Annotated in this window: 18 protein-coding genes; 5 read left to right on the top strand and 13 right to left on the bottom strand. The window is 57.5% G+C overall.

From position 1 onward, the window contains the following. Window positions 1-65: 65 nt before the first annotated feature. A complete protein-coding gene (locus IVB07_RS31585) occupies window positions 66-434 on the bottom strand; it encodes an ABC transporter substrate-binding protein (RefSeq protein ID WP_346658857.1) in 369 nt (122 codons plus the stop codon). A 6-nt stretch (window positions 435-440) separates the two neighbouring features. Then, complete coding sequence (locus IVB07_RS31590; protein ID WP_247766853.1) at window positions 441-611, bottom strand: hypothetical protein; 171 nt, start codon at window positions 609-611, stop codon at window positions 441-443. Window positions 612-1,122: 511 nt separating this feature from the next. On the opposite strand from IVB07_RS31590, the gene IVB07_RS31595 reads away from it, so the two are divergent. From IVB07_RS31595 to IVB07_RS31605, 3 genes are all read left to right on the top strand, one after another. After that, window positions 1,123-2,322 (top strand): pyridoxal phosphate-dependent aminotransferase, encoded by a 1,200-nt coding sequence (locus tag IVB07_RS31595; RefSeq protein WP_247766854.1) that lies wholly within the window; start codon window positions 1,123-1,125, stop codon window positions 2,320-2,322. Window positions 2,323-2,475: 153 nt separating this feature from the next. Next, window positions 2,476-2,934, top strand: a complete 459-nt coding sequence (locus IVB07_RS31600) for an isocitrate lyase/phosphoenolpyruvate mutase family protein (RefSeq protein WP_247766855.1) — start codon at window positions 2,476-2,478, stop codon at window positions 2,932-2,934. A gap of 542 nt (window positions 2,935-3,476) precedes the next feature. Next, on the top strand, window positions 3,477-4,385 hold the full coding sequence (locus tag IVB07_RS31605; protein ID WP_247766856.1) for a LysR family transcriptional regulator: 909 nt from the start codon (window positions 3,477-3,479) through the stop codon (window positions 4,383-4,385). 227 nt (window positions 4,386-4,612) lie between these two features. On the opposite strand, the gene IVB07_RS31610 is transcribed toward IVB07_RS31605, so the two are convergent. Both IVB07_RS31610 and IVB07_RS31615 read right to left on the bottom strand, forming a co-directional pair. Continuing rightward, window positions 4,613-5,158, bottom strand: a complete 546-nt coding sequence (locus IVB07_RS31610; RefSeq protein WP_247766857.1) for a DUF2285 domain-containing protein — start codon at window positions 5,156-5,158, stop codon at window positions 4,613-4,615. A gap of 414 nt (window positions 5,159-5,572) precedes the next feature. Next, window positions 5,573-5,851, bottom strand: coding sequence for a DUF2285 domain-containing protein (locus IVB07_RS31615; protein ID WP_247410966.1), 279 nt, complete (start codon window positions 5,849-5,851; stop codon window positions 5,573-5,575). A gap of 407 nt (window positions 5,852-6,258) precedes the next feature. On the opposite strand from IVB07_RS31615, the gene IVB07_RS31620 reads away from it, so the two are divergent. After that, window positions 6,259-6,540, top strand: coding sequence for a helix-turn-helix transcriptional regulator (locus tag IVB07_RS31620; protein WP_247766858.1), 282 nt, complete (start codon window positions 6,259-6,261; stop codon window positions 6,538-6,540). A 794-nt stretch (window positions 6,541-7,334) separates the two neighbouring features. Then, the gene (locus IVB07_RS31625) at window positions 7,335-7,592 is read left to right on the top strand and encodes a hypothetical protein (RefSeq protein ID WP_247410969.1); all 258 of its coding nucleotides are present in this window, start codon (window positions 7,335-7,337) and stop codon (window positions 7,590-7,592) included. A 561-nt stretch (window positions 7,593-8,153) separates the two neighbouring features. On the opposite strand, the gene IVB07_RS31630 is transcribed toward IVB07_RS31625, so the two are convergent. From IVB07_RS31630 to IVB07_RS31670, 9 genes are all read right to left on the bottom strand, one after another. After that, on the bottom strand, window positions 8,154-9,500 hold the full coding sequence (locus IVB07_RS31630) for an aspartate aminotransferase family protein (protein WP_247767819.1): 1,347 nt from the start codon (window positions 9,498-9,500) through the stop codon (window positions 8,154-8,156). A 723-nt stretch (window positions 9,501-10,223) separates the two neighbouring features. Then, on the bottom strand, window positions 10,224-12,701 hold the full coding sequence (locus IVB07_RS31635; RefSeq protein WP_247766859.1) for a CoA transferase: 2,478 nt from the start codon (window positions 12,699-12,701) through the stop codon (window positions 10,224-10,226). Window positions 12,702-13,063: 362 nt separating this feature from the next. Further along, window positions 13,064-13,852, bottom strand: coding sequence for an SDR family NAD(P)-dependent oxidoreductase (locus IVB07_RS31640; RefSeq protein ID WP_247477628.1), 789 nt, complete (start codon window positions 13,850-13,852; stop codon window positions 13,064-13,066). Window positions 13,853-14,041: 189 nt separating this feature from the next. Further along, window positions 14,042-15,319 carry an aminotransferase class I/II-fold pyridoxal phosphate-dependent enzyme gene (locus tag IVB07_RS31645; protein WP_256470629.1) on the bottom strand — a complete coding sequence of 426 codons (1,278 nt, stop codon included), beginning with the start codon at window positions 15,317-15,319 and terminating at the stop codon, window positions 14,042-14,044. A 1,267-nt stretch (window positions 15,320-16,586) separates the two neighbouring features. Then, window positions 16,587-17,933, bottom strand: a complete 1,347-nt coding sequence (locus IVB07_RS31650; protein ID WP_247766861.1) for an LLM class flavin-dependent oxidoreductase — start codon at window positions 17,931-17,933, stop codon at window positions 16,587-16,589. 1,082 nt (window positions 17,934-19,015) lie between these two features. After that, window positions 19,016-19,726 carry a hypothetical protein gene (locus IVB07_RS31655; protein ID WP_247766862.1) on the bottom strand — a complete coding sequence of 237 codons (711 nt, stop codon included), beginning with the start codon at window positions 19,724-19,726 and terminating at the stop codon, window positions 19,016-19,018. Window positions 19,727-20,510: 784 nt separating this feature from the next. Beyond that, window positions 20,511-21,599, bottom strand: coding sequence for an IS110 family transposase (locus IVB07_RS31660; RefSeq protein ID WP_247766863.1), 1,089 nt, complete (start codon window positions 21,597-21,599; stop codon window positions 20,511-20,513). Window positions 21,600-21,916: 317 nt separating this feature from the next. Then, the gene (locus tag IVB07_RS31665) at window positions 21,917-22,807 is read right to left on the bottom strand and encodes a crotonase/enoyl-CoA hydratase family protein (RefSeq protein ID WP_247766864.1); all 891 of its coding nucleotides are present in this window, start codon (window positions 22,805-22,807) and stop codon (window positions 21,917-21,919) included. A 240-nt stretch (window positions 22,808-23,047) separates the two neighbouring features. Then, window positions 23,048-23,611 (bottom strand): aminotransferase class III-fold pyridoxal phosphate-dependent enzyme, encoded by a 564-nt coding sequence (locus tag IVB07_RS31670; RefSeq protein ID WP_247766865.1) that lies wholly within the window; start codon window positions 23,609-23,611, stop codon window positions 23,048-23,050. Window positions 23,612-24,023 lie beyond the last annotated feature (412 nt).

Consider the following 24,023-nt stretch of genomic DNA (forward strand, 5'->3'; position numbering starts at 1 on the left):
CCTGAGGAATCTGCCAAGCTTTGGTATTTCTGAATTAGCTTGTGGCTTGCGCGAGAAGCATCGACTCAGCAAATCTCCCCGCCTGAGGCCGTTTCGACGAGCTTGTAAGGACCGCTTCGAACAGGGGCTGTGGTCCACCGCTCCCACGAGCCCGCCGCCACGAAGGCGCGCTGACTGACGATCTCCGATCCCCAAGCAGCCAAACGCTGCTCGAGGAGCGCGTCGCCGCCCTTGGCAATGACGATAAAAGGATCAACGATTTCGACTTTCTCGAGCCGATCAAGGGACTGAAGCGCCTGGGACATTCCGCGGCGTCCAGGTCCGAGCAGGTGGTCAGGACCAAGACTGAAGGCTACATCTTCGGCGGTCAAAGACGTTCCGTCATGGAAAGCCACTCCCTTGCGCAGGAACAGCCGCAGTAACTGCGCATTGATCCGCTCTCAACGCTCGGCCAAGCCGGGCCGTAGCGCCATATCGTGGGCATGGTCGAAGGTGATCAGCGTTTCGAAAAGCTGCGGCATAGTCCGGCGAATGGCAGTATCGGTCGCGATGACCGGGTCTAACGATCGCGGAAATCCGGACATGCCGACCTTGAGGCGGCGACGCGTCAATGTCTTAGGCTCACCCTCCACAGCACCGGCGCCTGTGCTGGCCAACACGCTTGCGGCAACCGCGCCTGCGATGGCTTGCCGTCACGTGAGTTCGATATGGGTCATCACCCCTCCGGTTCCACTTCCATTCCTACGGATGCCACGCCCCGGAATTCTTAGATCGGCACTGACATTGGCGGACCACCGAAATTGGGCGCTTGTGTCATCAGGCATATCCGCGATTGTGTACGACCTTAAAAACCTGAACTGCTGCGGCAGGATGACACTATCGAATAATTCGATGTAAGCTTGCGAAGATGCGATAGTTGGCATTTCTAACGCAGTCTGATGAAGAGGGAGAGCGAAGACGCAACGCGCTGCGAACGGCCCAACAGAGCCGCACGAAGAAGCGATACACTTATCGCAATCTACGATGATTTTATCCAATGCTGCGATCACTCGGTTAGTTTGGTCGTTCGCGTTCGGGTAGACGCCACGAAACCGCTCATTCGAAATCGAAGGATATTGCGTCTTGTCTCTCGTTTCAGAACGGCTCAAACTCGTCCGTCCCTCTCAAACCAAGGTCATGACGGCTCGCGCCGCCGAGCTGCGCGATCAGGGCGCCGACGTGATTACGCTTAGCCAGGGTGAGCCGGATTTCGACACGCCGTCCGCTATCTGTGAAGCTGGCATCCGAGCCATCCGCGACGGGAATACAAGATACACGGCGGTCGCCGGAATCAAGCCACTGCGGGCAGCGATCGGCGAGAGCCTCCGTCGCGATCATGGCCTCGATTACGGTATTGACCAGATCACGGTGGGCTGCGGCGCCAAGCAGGTCGTGTTCAACGCACTATTCGCTAGCCTCGATCCGGGCGACGAGGTTGTGATCCCAACGCCATGCTGGGTCTCCTATCCCGACATGGTGGCGCTGGCCGGCGGCAAGCCGGTGGTCGTCGCCTGCAGCGAACTCGATGGCTTTAAGCTCCGCCCTCGGGCGCTGGAGAAGGCGATCACGCCGCGCACCAAATGGTTGATGTTGAATTCGCCATGCAATCCGACCGGCGCAGTCTACAGCCGGGGTGATTTGCTCGCCCTCGCTGCGGTGTTGCACGAGCGTACCCATGTGCATGTGCTATCCGACGACATCTATGAAAAGCTCACCTACGGAGCCGACTTCGCAACAATGGCCGCAGTCGCGCCGGATCTCTACGAGCGCACCTTAACAGTCAACGGCGTGTCCAAAGCTGACGCGATGACCGGTTGGCGCGTCGGGTATGGTGCCGGACCTCTGGCGCTAATCAAGGCCATGAACCTCATCCAGGGCCAGACTTCTTCGCACACCAGCTCGATTTCTCAACATGCCGCGCTCGAGGCGCTGTCAGGGAGGCGGGACCATCTCAAAGAGTTCGTGCGCGCGTTTTTGGAGCGCCGCGACCTTGTCGTAGCCAAGCTAAACCAGGCGAAGGGGCTTGCTTGCCGTGTGCCGGACGGTGCCTTTTATGTTTTCCCGTCCTGCAAGGGGGTTATCGGCAAGCGCACGCCGGACGCCAAGCTGATCGAAACAGACAGTGACTTTGCGATGTATTTGCTCGACGCTTTCGCCGTGGCTGTCGTGCCCGGCAGCAGCTTCATGGCCTCGCCCTATATCCGGATTTCCTATGCTTCCTCGTTCGAGGACCTCAACCGGGCCTGCGACCGAATCATCGCCGCCTGCGCGACCCTGTCCTGAAAGCCAATCTGATGTCCCTGCCCAAAAGCCTGCGCGCCCGCATGGCCGAGACTGGCCTGGTCCACATCATGGCCGCCCACAGCCCATTTTCGGCGATTCTCGCGGGAAGAAGCCGGATTTGACGGACTGTGGGCGTCCGGCTTTGATCTGTCTGTGCCTTATGGGCTGCAGGACACGAGCCTCATCTCAATGACACAGCATCTGGACATGCTGCGGGCGATCGCCGGACGCACGAGGCTGCCGATCGTCGCGGACATTGATGCGGGCTATGGCAATGCGATCAGTGTCATTCACACTATCACGGAATATGAGCGGGCCGGCGCCAACGCCGTTGTGATCGGCGAGGCCGCCATAACGGCCAGATCGGACCCTGATTTCCTCGTCATCGCCCGCACCGAAGCCTTGATTGCCAGCCTCGGCGAAGCGGAGGCCCTGCGTCCGGCGCGCGCGGAGGCTGGCGCGGACATGATCCTGATCCATTCGAAAGTGACGAATCCTTCCGAGATCGAAAGCTTTTCGCGCGCCTGGATGGAAGCGGTGCCGCTGGTGATCGTGCCGAACGCCCTGACCTCGAGTCCAAGCGGGTCAAAACGTTGGGCAATGTCAGCATGATGATCTTTGGCAATTACGGCATCCGTGCTGCTGCGAACGCCATGCAGGAGACGTCCCGACGGATCATCGCTGACGGCGGCGTCCAGAACGTCTACGCAGGATATTCTGCCGGTAGATGAGATCTTAAGAATCCAGAATATGCAAGAGGTTAAGGCGGCTGAAGCTCGCTTCCTTCGCTGAACGCTGCGACTGATACTGCTGTCGAGATTTGAACGAACTCAGGACCGCGCTCTGCTCCGGCGCACTCTAAACGCTCTTAAGATGTGGTCCTGTCGTCTAGACGACCCTCGATGTCGACTGCTCCATCAGCGGTTAGCCCGCTTGGCGGCACCTCGAGATCACCTCTTAAAAAACCGTCGACGGGAATCGGTAGTTGCGTGCCAGACCGCACGAACCGTAGCAAGAAGGCGGACTTTGCGCGTGAGATATCGTTCATAAGCGGCAATCCGGCTACACGCATCGAATAATGTGATGGAGCATTCATTTCCGGCAATGGCCCGCCGTGACAATCAGCGGACATTCCAGGACTACCGGAGCAGAAAATGCCTGCCGAACACAATGAAGTGCCTCTCAATGCTATACGGGTGTTTGTGACCATTGCGCGCGAGGGAAGCGTAACGCGTGCAGCGAGCACATTGGGAACGACACAGAGCTCGGTCAGCCGTTATTTGGCTGTGTTACAAGACTACTTTGGCACCGATCTTGTGCAACGGCGAGGCCGGCGGAACGAATTGACTGAATTCGGAAGGCTCTTCGCGAACGCGGTTGCCGAACCGCTTGACACAGTGTGTTTCACCGCGAAAAGGATGCGGCGTAGGATCCGAACGGACGCCAATCGACTCGTGGTCCACACGTCTCTTTCCACCTTCGCATACTCCTTTCTGATTCCGAATCTCCAGGCGTTCTCTGCTGAGATGGGCGGCGTAGTCGTCGACGTGATCAGTTCATTGTCTCCGCCGAGATCCTCCGACAATTTCGACATCTTGCTCACTCGCGATCTTTGTATCGCTGAACCGGCCGACGATTGGGCGATCTACAATGAGACGCTCGTATGCGTAGGTTCTCCAAATCATGTCATGGGAAAAACGCTCTCAACTGTCCATTCAATGCCAATTCTGAACATCACATCGCGGCCCGACATACTGCCAACATGGCTTAGGGCCATGAACCTTTCCGCACGGGAGATCAAGTCGGGGGCGCGATACGATCATAATTACCTTGCTTTGCCGGCCGTAATGACCGGAAAATGCCTGCTGGTGGCGCCTGAAATTATTGTCAGCGATCTCGTGCGGACAGGGGCGCTCCATGTGATACCAGGATCACGTACTTCAAGCGGCATGCAGTATCGGGCTTATGCGGTGGACCGAAGTGACAATCCCGAGATCGCTCGTGCCTTTTGCCGATGGGTCGCTCGGCTCTGCAAAAGGGCCGCAATTCCGGAAGCCGCCTAATCGCGTATTCGGTCTTAGCAGAAGTTCGATCGATGCTTTGAATAATACTAGCAGGTCCATTTGCACGTGCAGACGTTCGCGATCGACGGCGAGGCTCATTTTTAGGCGAGTACCGCGGCCAACCCGCAGTCCAAAACGCTCACCGCGCCCCGCAGAACGCTTTCCGCCTTCAAACCGGCCGCCGCCAATGGTCTTGTGAGATCAGGGTCGCACCATCAACCAAAACATCAAGGCCTCTCGCCCTTGTCTTTGCGGTTGCGACGGAGCAATGCGCGATAGCCGCCTCGCATGAGACGCAGCCCCGCCCGGACCAGGCGAATGGTCCGGCTGCGGAGATGGTCTGTTTTCCAGCCGCGATCGGGAATACGATGCTTGCCGAATAGGCCTTGCGCAATTTCGCGATAGCTGTTTCCTTCCAAGGACCCATCGACTGCACGCAAGGCGAGGATGAGCCGATGACCGGTCAAGAGTGGCAGCGTCAGAGGGGGTGGTCCGATGGGCCGCCGTTCGAGCGCCAGCCAAAGGCGATGAGCTGCCCGCACACGAACCTCGAAATTGCGATCGAGCGGCAGGTCGACAGCAACCGATGAGCCCACCGGTGGCAGTTCTGCTAGCCAAAGGCGATGCTTCGCTCCTCCGAGCGCCACAACGGCATGCCATCCATCCGGCGCGCAACGAAGCTCGCTACCCGCTAGTTTGCTGAAATCCAGGTCGTACCGTTTGGACGCCGCTGAGTGGACAGCCGTGCGCACGGACAGCACGGTCGAAAGCACTTCAGGCCCCCAGAAAATGGCTTGTTGGTCGCACGTCTTTTGCGGATCAGCTGCGAAAAGACAGCCCCCATCGCTGTCGAAAGTGGTCCGCCATCGCGCTGGATCGTTCGCTGGCGGCCAGGGCCATATAGTCTCTTTGGTACTCGCAATTGCGGCGCAGCCATTCCCAGGCTATGTCCGCAGCTTCTGCTTTCTTGGCGTCAGGATAGGCTTCCTCTGATTTCCAGTCAGCACCTGGCATCGTACCACTTTCCCCGTATGTTCTTAACGCACATGCAAGGAATTGCAGCCCGACAAATGTGACCATTTATGGTTGCGCAAACCCAGATATTCGCCGTTAAACGAAGTTACGCGATGGGACGATCTAACTTTGCGATCGGACATCAACAGAAGTGACGTCCGTTTCGAAGGCATTCATTCCTCGCCGTTCGGCCAACCGCGCTGCAGGAGACGCCGAAAGCCGTGACGCGCCGCCCATTTGGCGCGAGCCATATGACTTTCAAAAGTACGGCGGGCGCGATCCGGATCCAGGGTGGGATCAATACCAAGCACAATGCGCGCGACTTCCCGCCAATCAGCGTTATCGGCCTCGGCATCCAGCAGACGCATATAGGTGACGGCATGTTGCTCGTCATAGGGCGTAAGCTGGGGCGCGTTGGGCGCGGAATCTGCGATCTTGGGATCGGACGGCACTGCCTGAAAGTCCTACCAGATTGAGAAGCATCGATTAAGCGAGGGTAGCGGCATTCAGAGCCTCTTCGTAGAGAACCGATCGTCGCGGCCTGAAACATTCCATGCCGGCTTCAATTAGTGGTCGCAGTGGCTATTCCCGTCGTTCCCTTCGATTCCGGTCGCTCCAAGCATCGCCACAATGCATTTGATCGCAGTCCGTTACGCTCGGCTGCCGCGCCCGCAGCTCGAATTAACAGGTCGACACTGCTCTTCATAACTCGTCAGCCTCGGCTCATTCGGCGCGAGATCTGGCAGCTCTTTCACCCAGCTCACGTCGGGACACAGCTCATCTGCATTTTGGAAAACCTACCGCAATAGTACGGTTATAGCCAGTGGTTTGATGGCCGTCGTAATGGCTGCTTTGGCGCATGAAAGCTCGTGCGCTTGTTGCCTGGAATGTGCGCCGAATCCGCGTAGACCGCGGTATTTCGCAAGAGCGGTTAGCGTACGATGCCCGGATTGACCGCTCCTATATGGGCGGTATCGAGCAGCAATCGCAGAACCCGACAATCGATATTCTCGAACGTATCGCGGAAACACTGGATGTTCATCTGTCTGAGTTCTTTCTTCAACCGCCGATAGGCGCGGCGTCACCAAAGACGTTACGTAAAGGTCGCAAGCCCGCGCGTTCAGGTCGCAAGACGAAGTAGCACGTATCCCCTGAGAGCTAGCTATGACATGAGGAGTGTTGGCTACAGTTCTGCCTGAATGAACGTCGCGTAAGTTGCCAAAAGCAGAGACGATTCACGCAAAATTGTTCCTTGGCAGCTTGCGACATACAACACTATCAGCGATTCAGATCTTGGTCAGCCTACTCCATTGCGCTGTTCCTGCTCGAAATCGCAAGGGCGCTAGGCCAACTGCATCGATCCCTACGGGCATGCAAGAAACGCTCAAGGACGCCAAGGCAAAAGAGCCTCGGCTGAGCGAAGATTCATCGGCAGCTTGGACGAGTCGTGGACCGAAAAGGAGGTCCCGCCGAACATTTGCTTGGCTCTGAAACCGTGCGGCTAGCGGCGCGAACGAAGTAGTCCGCGAAACACCTGACCGCTCCACTCAAGCCGCAACCTCCTAGCCGTTTTGATTCCTTCGACGGAAAATATGCGGCCGAGAGATTCCTATGCATTTTTTCAAGCTCCTGCCACATGCACCGAGAGCGTCCTTGATAGCGGCCCGCTCATTCTGTCGGATCCGTTGGAGAGAGCATTAACGCGTCCCTGACGGGGGCAGTGCACGTTTGCTCGTTTTCAGCACAAGCGAAAGTGGATCTGCCTTCCCTAGAGTTGGTAGCGGGACTTGCTTCGGGTTTGCTGTAGACTTCCTTTGAGATCGACGATCGGTTCGCGACGGAAGCGCCGCAATTGGTGACGGCGATCTGCCACGATCGTTCACGATAACCGCAATCCTGGGGCGGTAATGACGGTAGACTCATGGACTTATGGTCATGAAGCTTGTCGAATATCCTTCCGGAAGCTCCGCCGGGTCGACCGTCTTTGTTGGCAAAAACCGTTTTGGAAACTGGGTCGTCCGCGAGCAGAATGGTATTTTCGGAGGTCTGTTCGCGAGCCGCGCGCATGCGCTCAAATACGCACTCTCTGAGAATGGCCAACATCCAGACACTATCCTCGAGGTATCTCGCGAGATCGACATCTTTTGTCGCAATCAGCATGAGGCGAAAATCGGCGCAATTGAGCAAGGGTAATAGCTTCTCGTGAACAGACCGCTACGCCCTTATGAGCATGTCGCTTCCGGTGGCACGACTACGAGCAGCGAAAACGGGATCGTCGGTCTTGCGTCAAGAGGACGGGAACCCAATCGCATCTTCGTCGAACAGTGTCCCGTGGGCACGCAGGCCATATCCCGGAGTGGAATTCTGAACTGGTTGGGATACCTTCGACCCTTAACTCCGAGCTGTCGATATCAGCCCATTGATTGCAACTCAACAAAGGCACGACGGTAGCGCTCGCACCATCGGAGCTGGTCAGGGTCGAAAACCGGCTTAGGTGTATCGCTTCATCAGGCATTGGATCGGACTGTATTTGGAGTGGCCGAGCGCCTCAGGGCGAGGCCCTAGTCGGGCGCTCCGCCCGTGCAGCGGAGTGCGGACGAGCCACCACCGGGCGATAGACCAGCTCATCACCGCTGTATCCCACCTGAATATCGGCGGCCCTCGCTTCGGCGCCCTCGATCACGGTCGGACGGCAATCTTTGGCCGGAGATCATCTTAACGGCAGGAAGCCAAAAAGCATTGCCAAGACAGCGCTCATTTGCGTACTGTTATCTCACCCAACATGTCTTGATGGCTTTCGAGAAAGCCTGCGAACACATCCACGATGAACTCAGCATCGGTGCGCGCCATCGGCGTCGAAATCGATGCGGCAGCACCATACGGCAGGATGATGCCATTCTCCGTAAAGAAGCGTGTGAGCTCCTTCATTAGAGTTGCTCCGGCAGGCGTGGGATAACTCTCGCGATAGTCATTCGGCGCTTCTGCCTGCGGATGAATGCGAAATAGCGAAGCGGCTCCCGTAACATACAGCGGCGCAGCGAGGTTCGAGATGGCGCGGCCAATCCCGTCACGAACAATGTCCCCAAGCATCTCCAGACGTGCAAAAGCGGGATGATCTAGATGCCGCATGGCGGTCAGCCCCGCGGTCATGGATAGAGGATTGGCGGAAAACGTACCGCCTTGCGGAAGCAGCGGTCGACCCGCTGAGGCATCAAATACCTTCATTACGTCCTCGCGACCGCCGATTGCTCCAATCGGCAACCCGCCGCCGATGATCTTGCCCATGGTGATGACGTCCGGAGCAAGGCCGTAGCGTGCGGAAGCACCCTGGAAACTCTGCCTGAGATTGAGGACCTCATCAGCGATGACAAGAATGCCGTTTTTGAGGGTCGCTTCCTGCACGGCAGCGAAGAATTCAGGCTTCGGCGCAATGAGGCCGCAGCGGCTCGGCATAGGATCCAGAATGACAGCGGCCAGGTCGTGCGCATTTGACGATATCAAGCGGCGCGCGCCTTCAACATCATTGAAGCGGAGCACAACGACTTCATCGAGCACGCTCGCAGGCATCCCGCGATAGAAGGCCGTGGACTTGGGCTCGATTGCGTCACCCCAATTGTCCGGCGCCGCCGCTTGACTGACCTCGACCCAATCATAGGCACCATGATAGGCGCCCTCGAGCTTGGCAATCTTCGAACGTCCGGTGAAGGCTCGCGCAGCTTTGATCGCAAACAGCACGGCCTCAGTTCCCGTATTGACGAAGCGAACGCGATCAATCCGCGGAATGCGGCCGCAAAGTAGTTCGGCGAGTTCGATCTCGCTCTCCGTCGGATTGGCGAAGCAGCTACCGCGCTGGAGTTGATGGGTTAGTGCTTCGACGACCGGGCCGAAGGCGTGTCCATGGATCAAGGTCGTGAAGTTGCAATTAAGGTCGAGAAACCGGCGGCCGTCCACATCGAACAAATAGCTGCCCATCCCACGATCGATGTAGAGCGGAGTTGGATCCCGCTCAACCGTCACTCGCGAAGTGCCGTCTGGAAAAACCTTTTGCGCGCGGGCAAAGCTTTCGTTCGACCGCCGGCTAGCCCGCGATAATCCGGCCATCGTACTCGAACCTGCAATCTCCTGGTTCACCACAACCTCCTCGATTTCCTTCGCATTTTTGCTGAGTTGCCGGACCGGCACGTGTTGAAGTGCCGACTTTCGCCACCTGTTATTGGGGAACTGGTGCGGAGCGTCGATCTATGAGCATCGCGGCGACAGAGATAACTTAGACTAGAATAGCTGCCCGCCTCCCAAACCGCTGCCATTCGGCGTGTGCTCTCAACTTCAAGATGAGTGGGTACGTCCCAATCTAGGAGCCCCGATGGTAACAACTGCTGGCAGGCGCGCCTCGCGCGTCGCTGTAATAGCCGCTTTGGATCGCGGGTGAGTGTCATCACCTGGCGGCTGCGGCTGTCACAGGCTCTGCTGGTGGCCTCAGACTAGCTTGTCACAGCCTTTAAGGCGAATAGCTGACTTACCGTGCACGATAGCAATGAATCGAGATACTACCTACTCTGGTGAGATGACAGCCGTCTCGCTACGCATCTGCTTGAAGCTGCCCCAGACAAAAGAGCCGCCTACTCGTTTTATGCCCCACCGGTCGTCGAATTCTGACTTGCGACAAATTGTTCTCTTCGGTCGCAGCATTTGGCACAGAGCTAACTTTCACGTGCAGTGGAGTACTTCTGGGGTATAGCGCTGCAGAGCACTGAACAAGAGCGCCACGATGAGTCTCTGTCTTCCAAGCCTGAGAGTTCGTTGGTCGGATCTAGTGTTGATTTTTCAACCTTGCGGTACCGTCTTTGTTGTCGTTAGCCCCCCTCTTTCTGAAAGCATCACTGAACCGATGATACCCTCCTTGGCCAAGTCCGCGATCTCGGTGTCGGAAAGCCCAAGAAGACCTGATAGAATCTCTGTGTTGTGTTGTCCAAGCGTCGGTGCCGCTGAGCGGATTGCATACGGCCCTTCACCTTCCCGAATCGGCATGGACGGCTGTGGATGCCGGCCGATGAAAGCGCGCTCAATTTCTTGCAGATACCCACGCGAGCTAAGATGCCGATCGCTGAGCAGATCAATTGGAAGGCGGGCCACGCCGGCCGCAATCCTTGCGGCCTGCAACTCGGACATCGCCTGATCGGCCTCGCGGGCGATCGTCCAGCTTTCGATCTCTCTCTCGATCAACTCCTCGATATCGCGGCGATCTTCCGCAGATCTCAGCGAAGCGTCCATCGCCCAGTCTGGCCGCCCAATAAGTCTGGCAAGTCTCTGCCACATGTCCTGGTCGGTGGCGGCTACCACGATCCAATTGTCCTCACCTGCAGACCGAAAGCAGCCATGCGGCACAAACTGCGGATGTCGATTGCCGTATCTTATCGGCAAGGACCCGTCGATCGAATGGACAATGATCCATGGCGCTGCGAAGGGTAGCATGCATTCGATCAGCGCAAGATCAATGAACTGCCCCAGCCCTGTGGTGCGGGCGTGAATAAGCGCAACCAGAACTGCAGCGCAGCCGTTCAACCCACCAACGGCATCTCCAAATGCTACGTGGCTCATCACAGGTGGCCCGTTGGTCTTGCCCACCACGCTCGGCAACCCAGAGCCTTGCTCGAGGGTCGAGCCGTAGGCGCGGCAAGTGCGAAGGACGCTGTTCGTGCCAAAGGCCGACATCGACATCATGACAAGGCGAGGGTTGAGCGCTCTGAGCACGTCGTAGCCAAGCCCGAGCTTTGGCAGCACATCGGCCGAATAATTGTCGACGACAATGTCGGCTTCCCCTGCAAGCCGCTTGGCAAGAGTGCGGCCCTGCTGCCGCGTCAGGTCAAGGGTAATGCCGCGCTTATTGCGGTTCGCCATGCAGAAGCGTGCGGTCTTTTCATACATTTGCTCCTCGATGTAAGCAGCACGCCGGTCAACGCCGCGCCACCAATCCGGATACTGGATGGCTTCAATCTTGATGACGTCCGCACCCAGATCAGCCAGCGTGCGCGTACACAGCGGGCCCGCCCAGCCCATCGAGAAGTCAAGAACCCGAATTCCCTGCAGTGGCGCCCCACTTGCATCGTTGCAGCCCGACGATACTGACGCAGTACCGGTGAGGCGTCTTCCTGTATCCGCGAAACTCTGCTGCGCGCCTGGAGCCGGAACCTTGCCGCCCCGACGCGGCGGCGTCAGTGTCAGCCTTTGCATCGAGCCCGGCGTCTGGCCCCGTTCTTGGCCAAGCAGGACAGGCACGATTGCACCGCGCTCCCTCTTCTCCGCATCCTGCAGCAGATCGGACATATCGGGTGCCGGAACGATCGGGATCTTGCGTTTCAATCCTTCCGCAAGCCACTCGTGCGCTGTGCGCGTTTTCAGCCGCGGAATGAAGTGTCTCTCGATCCGCTCCATGTGTTGCAGACGATCGGCGCCGAGAACGAGAGCCGGATCGTCACGCAGTTCGGCCAGATCAAGCATGTCGCAGAAACCGCGCCATTGTGCCGGAGTGATCGTCGTGACGCCGAGCCAACCCTTTTTGGTCTCGTAAATGCCGATCGGAAAATTTGGCCAGAAGCGGTTGATGCCAATCCGGCGCATCACGTCGCCGCGCTCATAGGCCTCGAACATCTGATACTCGCTCAGAGCGAGGCTCGATTCAAAAATACTGAGAGACCACGACCGTCTTCTCCCAACGGCTTTTTCTTCCGGAATCGTCGAAGAAGCCGCCGCGATGAAGCCCCACAGACCAGCCAGAATACCAGTCTGGTAATCCGGTGCGTGCAACGGTGGGCCCTCGACAGCTCCAGCCAACTTGATGAGGCCGGCGAGCGCGCGCACCGTCGAATCGGTTGCGGCGAATCCTGCATAGGGTCCCGCTCCGCCAAACCAGCTTGCTTCGAGGTAAGTCAACCTGGGACATCTCTGCCGAATGGCGGCAATATCAATGGAAGGGCAATCTGCGGGATCAATATCGCGCCCATCGACCAGAATGTTGCAATTTTCGATCAGTGCCGTCAGCTGCGGGATCGCGTCCGGCTCGGCGGCATCAATGACGACACTTGACTTGTTGAAGTTCAGGAAGGCAAACCACGCGCTTTGGCCAGAAGCCGTGAGTGGCGCGCTACCGCGGAGTGGATCTCCTCCTGGCGGTTCGACCTTCTGAACGTCGGCGCCGAAGTCGGCAAACAATCGCGCGCAATAGCTGGTCGCGGCGGAGCTACCGATCTCGACGACCCGCAGATGCGAAAACACTTCCATCGAGGTCTTCATTTTCGCGGCCATCCGATACTCCGCATTGTTACTTGCTCGCAACGCAAGCCCGCAGACGCGGCAAGCGCGGCGCCTCTTACCACGCCATTGGCGGAAGGGGCCGTACTGCAAGCCCGTGCAAACAAGCCCTTATTCAATCCTGGCATCATCCGGACCCGATAACGTACTTGATATTGAACATCGCGAGAAAGAGGCATGAAGGCCGACACGAGGGGACCCCCCGCCGCCGACTGGCATATCCGCTCCAGTCAATCCATCATCTTCATGCTTCCACGCGACTGTATGCCGTTTGCGCCGCGAGACAGTTGAAGACACGGTCAGCCTGAGCGAAACCAGCATTTTAGTGTCGGCGATCAAATGCGATATGCATCGGCTTACGCGGCGAACTCGCCGCCTGTGATATCGATGGTTGCGCCGGTGATAAAGCCCGCCATCGGCGAGGCCAGAAAGGTTACGACGTGCGCCACCTCTTCAGCAGTTCCAAATCGGCCGACCGGAATCCTGCTGAGAGCGGAGCGGTTGACCTCGGTCTCGGGTGGTCCAGTCAGATCGCTGAGAATACGCCCAGGAGCGATACAGTTGACTGTGATACCGTGTGGAGCGAGATCCCGCGCAGCAGCGCGGGTTAAGCCGACCAACCCCGCCTTCGATGCAGCATAATGTGGGCCTGCGATCATCGGCATGGCGCGCCCCGCGAGTGACCCGACATTGATAATGCGCCCATAGCCGTTCGCGATCATTGCTGGCGCCAATAGCCGCATAAGAATAAACGGTCCGTTGAGATTGACATCGACGACCCGCCCCCATTCATCTAAGGACGTCTGCGAAAGCCAAGGTGCATTTTGGTCCACGCGCTTCGGGGAGATGCCAGCATTGTTCACCAAAATCGCTATTTCGCCCCAACGTTCCCGGATGTGGTCAACAAATCCCTGGACATCGTTGTGTCGAGTTACATCAATCCTCTCAGCATAGAGCCTATCTTCCGGGCGGCCGAGAAGATCAAGCGCGCGGTCGACATGCTCCGCTTTTGTCGCTACAAATGCTACGCGATAGCCATCGGCCAAGAACCGGCGCACGATCTCGAGTCCGATCCCGCGCGCTCCTCCGGTCACAAGCGCAACGCGCCGGTCGCTTTGACCTCGGAGTTTTCCTGGCTTCGGCATACTCAGACGCTCCCAAACAGCGCAACGAGCGAGTGGCGCCTCGCCGAGAACATTGGCGTAAGCGGTCTGGAGGCACCTCCGGCGTCTAACAATGGATCGAGACTTGACGAACTTTCGTTATTCTTTCCGGCATAGGGGGATAGCAACCGTACCGGGCAGTACCATGAATTCGTCGGCTGACTCATTACATCACCTCAGAGGGTATGGCTTTCCGGTCGTCTCGGCCACAGCTTCCAAAATGCAGTCGCACAATCGCTCTATATCGTTGTCTTCATGATCGGCCGTAATGCACACCCGAATCCCTGCCTTTCCTTGGGCGACCGTCGGGAAGAACGTCACCGAGGTGTAGAAGCCGGCATCGAGAAGCTCTTTGGCTATTGCAATCGCCTTGGTTTCCGATCCTATTGCAATCATTCTGATGGGAAATGAATTTCCTTGCTGAGCGGTTGCAACATGATCGTCAAAGACCTTGATACGTTGCGCTAACCGCCTCTGACGATCGCCGAGTTCTGCCGAGCGATGAATCCTGCACGAGCCAAGTGCCGCGCCAACCGCCGCCAGATTGGGGGGCACCGAAAACGCATAGGGGATAGAATAGCGGCGGAACAGAGCTTCGTGATCAGCCGTTCCGAGCATCACCATGCCGCCCGATGCGCCGAAGCCCTTAGCGAGCGAGGCCACTATGATCGTCCGGTCACCCAGCACTTGCGGAAACTGAGATCGAGCAAATCCTTCGCCTTGACGTCCGAAGATCGATATGCCGTGAGCATCGTCGATATAGAGAAAGAGCCCATACCGTTCCTGAAGTTCGCGCAGTTCCTTGATAGGCGCGTTCCCTCCCATAGAGTAAATGCCATCGCATACGTAAGCGACCACCGGATGTTCGCGGCACAAGCGTTCGAGAGCTTCAATGTCGTTATGCGCGATCGTCTCCAATCGCGTTTCATCAGCAACCACCGGCTTGTGATAGGCCAAGGATATGTGCGCAAGGCGGTCGAACACGACAAGCGGCTTTCTTCCGCCTGTCAGTTGGCCCGAGGCAAGGAGGGGCATCATACCTAGATTGGCGAGCATGACAGTGGAGAAGGCGATCACGCGTGCGCAGAACATCTCCGAGAGGGTTGCTTCAAGCTCTGCCAAGAGATCGAAATTGAGCCGCGTTCGTGCGCATGACCAGTGCAAGGAACGATGCGCCTCTATCGCGTCGATCGCGCCACCGACGATCGCAGGATGATTGTCCAAGCCAAGGTAGGAACATCGCACGAAATCAATTTTTTCCGGCCGGCCATCAAGCGCCCCCGAGCCAAAAGCAACGGCGCGTCCAGTCATCGAACGTCCATGGACGGCCATGAGACCAGCCTCATGAGCTGCATCGAAATACGAACGGCTCTTATCGATCATGTATGCCGTGTTCCGAAAATGTCCGGCCGGCCGACCATCCTCAGAGAGAGGGCTACGCTGTGGCATTTGATTCTCCGTTCTATTTGCCAAGCATGCAGATCCGACGGATCGGCTGAGTAGCACGGTAGGCGTTTGCACGACCGCTCACATTGAATTCTCTACGCGCAGCTCGATCGCTTCCTTAGTTGCATAGAGACTTTATATCGGCGGGATCGCTTGGGCAGCTACCAACTCGGATAGCTTAGATTTGACAGAGTCGAACACGACGCTGAGACGGAGCCCGGACACGATAGCCACACTCCTTTCATGAATAAGATCGGAAATGAAACGCGCAAACCGAACAAACAGCGGCCACAGCTGCAGCTCTCCAAGATCGCGGCCTCAATGTTGGTGCTGTCGCCGACCCTGGGTGGCGATGGGCAAACACTCGCCCGATTTGAATTGGGCTTAAGGGCCACGCTGCTTGGTCTTGCGCCGAGCTGTCTGGCAGACCCGATAGCATGCCTTTTTTTGACGGAGATCGGTCGGCGCTTGCTAGGAAGCCGTAGCAGTTTTGGAGGTCGTCCGTTTCCCCCAGCCTTGGCTTCTGCGGCCGCGGTACGGCCGAACGCGCCATACGCAGGTGGCAATATGCTGGCCACAGAGTCGGGCTCGGTTGGGTCGTAGTTCCATACAGCGCCGTGGCAGTGCCGCGGCCATCCTCCATCAGAACCAAGCTATGCGGCAAGCTCACCACGCAGTTCCAGCGCAAATAATCAAGCGCTGCCGCCTTAGCCTTGCAATTTTCCTTGGTCGGACCTGGCTTTGCCGGCGATGTGCACGATCCTTCACACGCTCCCCCATTAGATTCAAGTGAACCGGCAAGAACGCGGATGATTCGCAAGGAAAACCGCTCAAGGCAACCTGGCGATTGTCTTGCTCGTCCATCTGACCGATTACCGTGCAACCCTGACCGGATGCCGCCCCTTCGTACGAGAGCCCGTATCATCAATGATCAACGCTTGATTTCTCGTGACATTCGGTGCCCCCAGCACCAACTCACCGTACCTGACCAACACCTGCTGATGCGACCAGTCGCCTCGGCGACCGCCACCACGCGACGCTCTTACGATCACCGCATCATCACCGCAGCATAGATCCGCCAAGTGGTTCCAACATGCTCAGCTCACGTTCGTAAGGTGCCCATGACGTATCGAAAACCGCGACGCTACGTCCCCCGATTAGTCAGCCCCATCTCAATCTCTCCTTGCTGAACGTTCAAAGATACATCACTCCTGGGGATACGGGCCAACTCTGGCTATCCTAGCCCGACGTCAGTGAAATTCAGTGGCGCTCATCGACTGCTTTGCGCGAACCGATTAAGTGGCCGCTTGAGTCCGAGATTCTCTCTTAATGTTTGTCCAGAGTACGTGGACCTGAATTTACCTCGCTTGCGCAATTCCGGGATGACGAGTTCAACAAAATCCTTGAGCTCGCCTGGAACAGTTGCTGGTAGCACGTTGAATCCGTCAGCAGCACGCAGGTCAAATCTATCGACCATGGCGTTGGCGATTTCGTCCGGCGTTCCAACAATCATGAGATGGCCCCGGCTGTCCGATACGAAGCGGATCAGTTGTCTCCAGGTGAATTTCTGGCGTACGGCCAGATCGAGGAGCGTCTTCTGACGACTCTGGATAAAGTTCGTCCGCGGTAATGATTCAGGTACTAATGAGTCGAGGTCCATCGAACGGATATCAGTGACAAATCCCAGCCAACGATCGGCGGTCCCAATTTGAACGTCAATGTGAGTATACGATTGTAGCCTTTGCAGCTTGGCGGCGGCTTCTTCCTTGGTCCTGCCAACAATCGGAACAATGCCAGGCATAATTAGAACCTGATCGTCCGTCCGCCCAAGTGCGCGTGCCTTCTCTTTGAGAGTTGCGTAGTATCGTTTACCGCTTTCCAAACACGGTTCGGCGGTAAACACTACCTCGGCCAGAGCTGCAGCGAACCGTATTCCGGACTCCGATGCGCCCGCCTGAATCAACACGGGATGTCCTTGAGGCGGCCGTGCGATGTTCAGCGGGCCTCTGACTGAAAGGTAGTCTCCTCGGTGATTGAGCAGATGCAGCTTCGTCGTGTCGACAAAAATACCTGTTTCCTTGTCGCGAACAAACGCGTCGTCTTCCCACGTATCCCAAAGCCCCTTGACAACTTCTACAAATTCTTTCGCTCGGGTATAGCGCGTGTCGTGATCTGGAAGCTCTTCTTCGCCGAAATTTGGGGCCTCGTACTTATTTCCCGAGGTGACAATGTTCCAGGCCGCCCGTCCAAGGGAGAGGTGATCAAGTGAGGCGAGCATCCGTGCAAGGTGATATGGCTGGTGGTAAGTCGTTGTCGCTGTCGCTACGAGGCCGATGTCCCGCGTTCTCGATGAAAGTGCCGACAGTAGTGTGATTGGCTCGAACGTGTCGTTTCGGCTCACACGCGCAATATTAGCGTTATCTTGTTCTACAACGCTAGGGCTGTCGGGGATAAACACGAAGTGAAATGCCGCAGCTTCGGCAAGTGCTGCTAGGTGAGCATAGTGGTTGACATCAACTCCGCCATTGGCAGGCACGCTCGGATCTCGCCATGCACCTTCGTTATATCCCGCCTGAATCAGGTATAATCCGAGCGTCAGTTCACCATTGCGCTGCATGTCGTGTCTCCCGTTGAATTGGACTAACTAGCGCACCATGTTCGGTCGGTAGTCCTCGTCTTTGAACAGAACAGATGCCTTACTCGTTCGCTTTTCGTAATGCTTGACGGTCTCGTCGATTGAGCCGCAAATGGTTGCCGCGCTTGCCAGTTTTTGTGAGATCCAGAGGATCCTAACGCGCGCCGCCTGAGAAACATTCGTGCTTCATCGTGGCCACCGATTTTCGGCAGCCTAACGGTTTTCCCGAGACACTCGCTTGCTGTCGCCGCAAGTCACTTAAACCGGCGCCGACGTGTATCGACCGATAAGTGACATGCTTGCGCTATGTAGATCAATTACTAGCAATGGTAGTTGATGGCACTGCACGTTCGGCGGGGGTCCTGTAGCACGGCTCGAAGTTGACTAGAGCTCTGGTCGCACAAACTAACGAAATGCTGATTTCGGAATAGCTGGCCGGAGTCGACCGAGCTGACGCGTGCTTAGCGCTTTAGAGTATTCACCGTGGCTTCTGCGATAATCATCTGCGAAGTGGTTCGCGCGCTCAAATGGACAAGAGCACGGTGCATCGGTGCGCTCGAGTCCGGATCGTGCAAAATGCACGATCACGATCACTCCCCTCGGTCGCGGTGTAGTTGTCGGCAGATCACCGCATTCACCGGCTGGAGCGAAACTGGTCAGTCGGCAATCGTCGGAAAGCTGCGGATGGATCATTGCTCGGCTGGGTGGTGGTTCCAAGGTTATGTAGCAAGCACCCTAGCGGGCCATATGCTGTTTGACAGGATGGCGCGGTGATACGAGCGATGACGCTTCCATGGGAAGCTGGGTCCCGCTCGATCAGAGGGATTTTGCAACCCGTCTTTCGACCTGCATGAGGTGGTGGTGGAAGCGAGCGCCAACAGCATGGCCGTGTCACGCACCTATGCCGCAGACCTGGTCTTTTCATCCTTCGGGCCGCTCACCAACTGCCGGATGATGTGCGAGCGTCGATCGGTCCACCCTTTCGTAAGCTTGACTGGCTGGCGGAAGACTCGGTCCTGCTCGCGCCCTTAGGAGATTTGATGAGGATCGCCGTCAGCGAGACTTCAGGAGGCTAAAGCCGACTTGCTGCTATCGTGAACGGCAACGAGGCTTCTCAACTCCTCGCCGGTTAGCCAAACAAGCAGATCGTGATCAATGATGTTCTCCTCTACCAGATGTAGTATCGAACCGCCGTGTTCATAGTGGGCATGTCCGTATTGCGCAAGAACGCCCTTCTCGAGCAGCCAGCGCTCTGCAAGTCCACATACGAAGTCGGGAGACCACATGGCAAATGAAGCGCCGCGCAGTATTGCAGCCATGATCGAGGGTATGCCTTGTCGCCTAAAGTCGCTGCGCAGCCAAAAATCTCCATGGTAAGCTACTTTCCCAGTAATCTTCTTTGCGGTTGGCGCAGCGCAAGTACAACGGTCCTGAGGATGTGCATGTACGGCTGGTTCGGCGTAGAACGCCCTCAGAGATTCAAGATGCTCTGCAAAGTTACTGTGCGAAAGGTCATAAAGTCGAGCAGCCTGTACGAGCGCAATCTGCTTGTCCTGGTCGACGCCCACCATCCAATAACCCTCACCCGATTTGATCGGCGAACGATCTGGCCGAAAGTTTGGATATGTCGGTTTCTTTGTTGGAAGGGCCCGTGTGATCGAGACGTACTCATTGAAATCAAATCCTATCGAAAGCTTGATGCCCTTTTGGGCGGCGGCATCGTCATATACCCGAAGGAATCGCGAGACCTGCAACGGATTAACTACGGATTTCATTGCTGCACCTCCTTTCTGATCTGATGAATGCGTGTAGCCTCGACAACTCATCCAGCTCGCGTGTACAGCACAACCAATGAACCAACGGTACTACCTATCCTGATGAGAGATGCGTGGCAATTGATGAGGCCATTCGCAATGATTAGTCTTGCGGCGGCAAACCGTTCTCGAGCGGCACCGGATCAATACGAGCTGCGGCCTGCGGCAAAGCACATTGACCAAGCCGACGCGAGAAGCTGCACTCCCTCGATGGCGAGCTAAGGCCGACGGCGACATGGTCAAGTCGCACAAATTGCTCGAGAGCAACTCCCAAAACAGAAGAAGGCTTCGGCTCAACCCGTGCCTTCCCGCACGGTCGGATACTTTATCCAGCCGTCTTAATCGGTCGTGTCGTCTGTCTGACCTCAGCCATTCTCGCTTCCTTTCTCGCTTGCGACAAGCCTCTCTGATCCACGCCATGACACAATCCACGCCATGACACGATGCGCCGCGAGGCTTGCGAGTCCTGATGCGCCGTGCAGTCTTCCGCGCTCAGCGACGGCACAGTGTCGCTGCAGCAAGGCAGCGCGGACGCCGTCGCGGCGCATCTTTCCATCGGTGTGACGGAGCCACATCACAGGCAATCCGGCGCGATCGGTCGGCATCCGAAGATGCATCGTCGCAGGCAAGATAACGTGCGTTCCGTCGTGTTGGTGCTGCACCAGTCCTCATCCGCCGGCGGCGGAGCTCCGTGTTCAGGTCGCGGCCATCACCGCGTCGTTGCCAGGTTGCAGGATCACGCGCCTCATGCGTAGGGCCCGAGCAATTTGCGCTGCTTAGCTGTTGTTTCGGCATGCATCTCCGCCGCCGAGGCGTCCGGATCGCCGCAGTAGAACGTGCCGCTGGTCCACATCGCATGCATGATCACAGCGAGCTTGCGCGCTACCGCCACCGTCGCCTTGCGGTGCGAGGAGCGCTTGGCCAGCGCCAGCCCCCACGCCTTGACCTTGTCTTTTTTCTTGTAGCGAGTCAGCAAAGCGCTGGCCGCCTCGTACAGCGCCCGCCGCACGTCACCGTCGCCCGCCTTGCTGATCCGGCCCTTGACGTCGATAGACGAGCCGGACTGCCAGCGCCGCGAGGTCAGGCCAAAATAGGCCGCCACGTCGCGCGAGCGCCTGAAGCGCGAGGGATCGTCGACCGCGGTCATAAAGCTCAGCACCGCGATCGGGCCGACGCCAGGAATCTGCATGAAGCGCCGGCACAGCTCATGGCCGGCGACCAGGCGAACCACCAGGTCGTGCAGCCGGCAGTACTCCTTCCACAGCGCCGCGCGCGCATTCAGCATGGCGTCGATCAGCTCGCTGACAAGCGCATCGTGGGCCACCGCCTCGCGCACGACTTGCGCAAAGCCGCCGCGCCCGACCCGGTTCAGCCGGATGCCAAACACTTTCAGCGAGTGCCGGATCGCATTCTCGAGGTCCACAAACTTGCGCTTCAGATTGCGCCGGTGCGTCAACAACAGCCGCAGCCGGTAGCAGGCCTCGCTCTTGATATGGGCGCGCCGGAACCAGCCGGTGCGCATGATGTGGGCAATCCCGAGCGCATCTGCCCGGTCGGTCTTGTTGCGCTGCGCCTTCAGCGCCGCGCGAACATGCAAAGTCTCCAGGCAGACCGCCGGCAGGCCCAGCCTGAGCAGCTCCGGATGCAGCCAGGGCGACAGCGATCCCGCCTCATGACCAAGGCGTCGCAAGCGGCCAAGATAGGGCGTCAGCGCCACCTTGATCGCGTCCGGATCGGTCACCACCGCCGTCTCCAGCATCACCTTGCCGGTCGCGTCCACCACGCAGATCGCCGTCTCGTCCATGCCGACGTCCAAACCACAGAAGAATTCCATCACACGCCTCCCGCGTTGCTGAGCCGGTGCAGTGTGCGCAATATTCATCGCGCAGACCATCTGCTCCGCCGCCGCAAGTTCTGCAGGAGACCGATTACGGGCGGCCATCCTGCTTATCTTTCAATCTGCATTCTTGCAGGGGCGCGGCGAGACTGGTTGAGCTGAGTTACCAAGAATGCCATCGCTGCCGATGAAAATCCCGGCCGCTCGCTAGACTCACCGACTCGTCGACGAGCTGATATCAGCGGATCGGCACGGCCCGGAAAATTGCCTCATCGAGCGGCGCGGATCGGCTAGGCTGGTAGGGCAAGGAGCCATCATTTGTACTCTCGTTCCGTCCACCATGGAAAAAAATCCGGCATGTCGGCCGACACCTTGTCTCTGAAAACTGCGGGCCGCTTCTCCAAGAATGCCATCACACCTTCCTTGGCATCGGCGGAACGCCCGCGCGTATACATACCGCGGCTTTCGATCTTGTGGGCTTCCATCGGGTCATCTGCACCTAGCATGCGCCACATCAACTGCCGGATTAGCGCAACAGATACGGATGAGGTCTTGTCGACGATTTCGCGAGCGAGCTCACGCGCGGTGGGAAGCAGTTGTTCTGGCGGCACAACTTTGCTAACTAGCCGACCGGCAAGCGCTTCCTGTGCCGGAAATACCCGCCCGCTGAGAGACCACTCCAGCGCCTGTGCGATGCCGACGACGCGCGGCAGGAACCAGCTCGAAGCTCCCTCCGGAACGAGGCCACGCTGCGAGAACACGAACCCAAAGCGCGCGGCTTCAGAAGCGATGCGGATGTCCATCGCGAGCTGCATGGTCGCGCCCATGCCGACCGCCGGCCCATTCACGGCGGCGATGACGGGCTTCAGACACTTGAAGATCCGCATCGCGATCTTTCCACCGCCGTCGCTGACGTTCGGATCGCTGTAATCCACTGCGCCATCGGGCAGTCGTTTAACCGGTCCACGCCGGGTGTCGCGGTCAAATGTGTCGCCGCCCGAAGATAGATCGGCGCCGGCACAGAAGGCTCGTCCTTCGCCAGTCACGATAATGGCGCAGACATCATTGTTCTTATCTGCTCGATCAAAAGCGTCGACGATCTCGCGCTCCATGGTTGCGGTACAGGCGTTGAGCTTATCCGGCCGATTTAGGGTTATCGTAAGGATTTGCTCTGCGATGTCATATTTGATGGTCTGGTACGCCATGGTGTTCCTTTCAGATACTTGAACTAGTTGGGGGGGGCGCTCACTCGATCCCAGTCTGCTTCAGCGCTACGGCCAAGGCTTCCTCAAATATTTCAAGGAGCCTGATTTAAGGTGTCATGATTAATCGTGAGTGCTGGCAAGAACTTTATAACCTGATCGATTGGCCCGCATCGTTCGATGATCAGTCCTCTCTCAAAGGCCTTGCGCGCCGTGGTTGCTCCAGCCTCAGTCCTTCGGCAATCAAAGCCCACCGCCATGCCTCGCCCTCGAACGGCAAAACTGTTTCCATACTCTGATGCAATGGCTTGTGGACGTGCGAAAGAGCCGATTGCCGCTCGCGGCAACCGCTCCTAAGCTCATGCCATCATATCCATGCGTGAATGAAATATGGCTCTGACGCCGGGTGACTTTGCGTGAAAGCTTCAGAGCTGACTCAATAGCATTAGCAGCTGTCGGCCCTGAGAACTGGAATCGGTAGCGCAGATACCGCTCTCGAAGTATGAGAGAGGAAAACGTCTCCATGAAGCCGAGCTTTGCCGGAGTGGCCATGTCAAGCCCGTGGACCATGGCATCCGACGCAAAATACTCAGTAATGTCAGCTTCGATCTGATGATTGTTATGGCCGTAATTCAATGCTCCAGCATCAGACGGAAAGTCAGTTGGCTGTCGACTATACTCCGTCAACATAACGGGGCCGCGCGCTCGACTGAAAATAGCCGGAAACGAACGTGAGTACGATCGGACGGTTGACTTGAGGACTTCGAAGGCTTGCATCTTACGGGGCTCGCCAATGACTTCATCCACGATCGTCTCCTCCACCAACCTCAGACGTATCAGATTGCGCGAGCTGTGGACTTAGCGAGCGGCACGTGCCGCGCGTCTCGGCGCGGCCTTCCCCGCGTGCTCTCCCAGAAGGCCCACTCACTTACCAGATAACCGGCAACGACGGACCTAGTAGGATTTGTGGGTTGTGACTCAAAGAGCGACGCATATCCCTGCCGATTCAGGCGGAGAGCCAATGATGTCCTCAAGTCCGGTACTCATTCGTGTCTCGCAAAGCGGCTTCCGTTCTGGGTTACGAATGGGATGCGAAGCTGCATAAGCTATCACGCAGTCGTCACTGAAAGGCGATCGCAATGCCATGTAGTTCCACAGTTTGCTGAGATAATTAAAAACGCCGCCCCACTGCTTTGCCCTGAGGTATGGATGACCGAGG

The sequence above is a fragment of the Bradyrhizobium sp. 172 genome, assembly GCF_023101065.1.
In the GTDB taxonomy this organism is placed as follows: domain Bacteria; phylum Pseudomonadota; class Alphaproteobacteria; order Rhizobiales; family Xanthobacteraceae; genus Bradyrhizobium; species Bradyrhizobium canariense_D.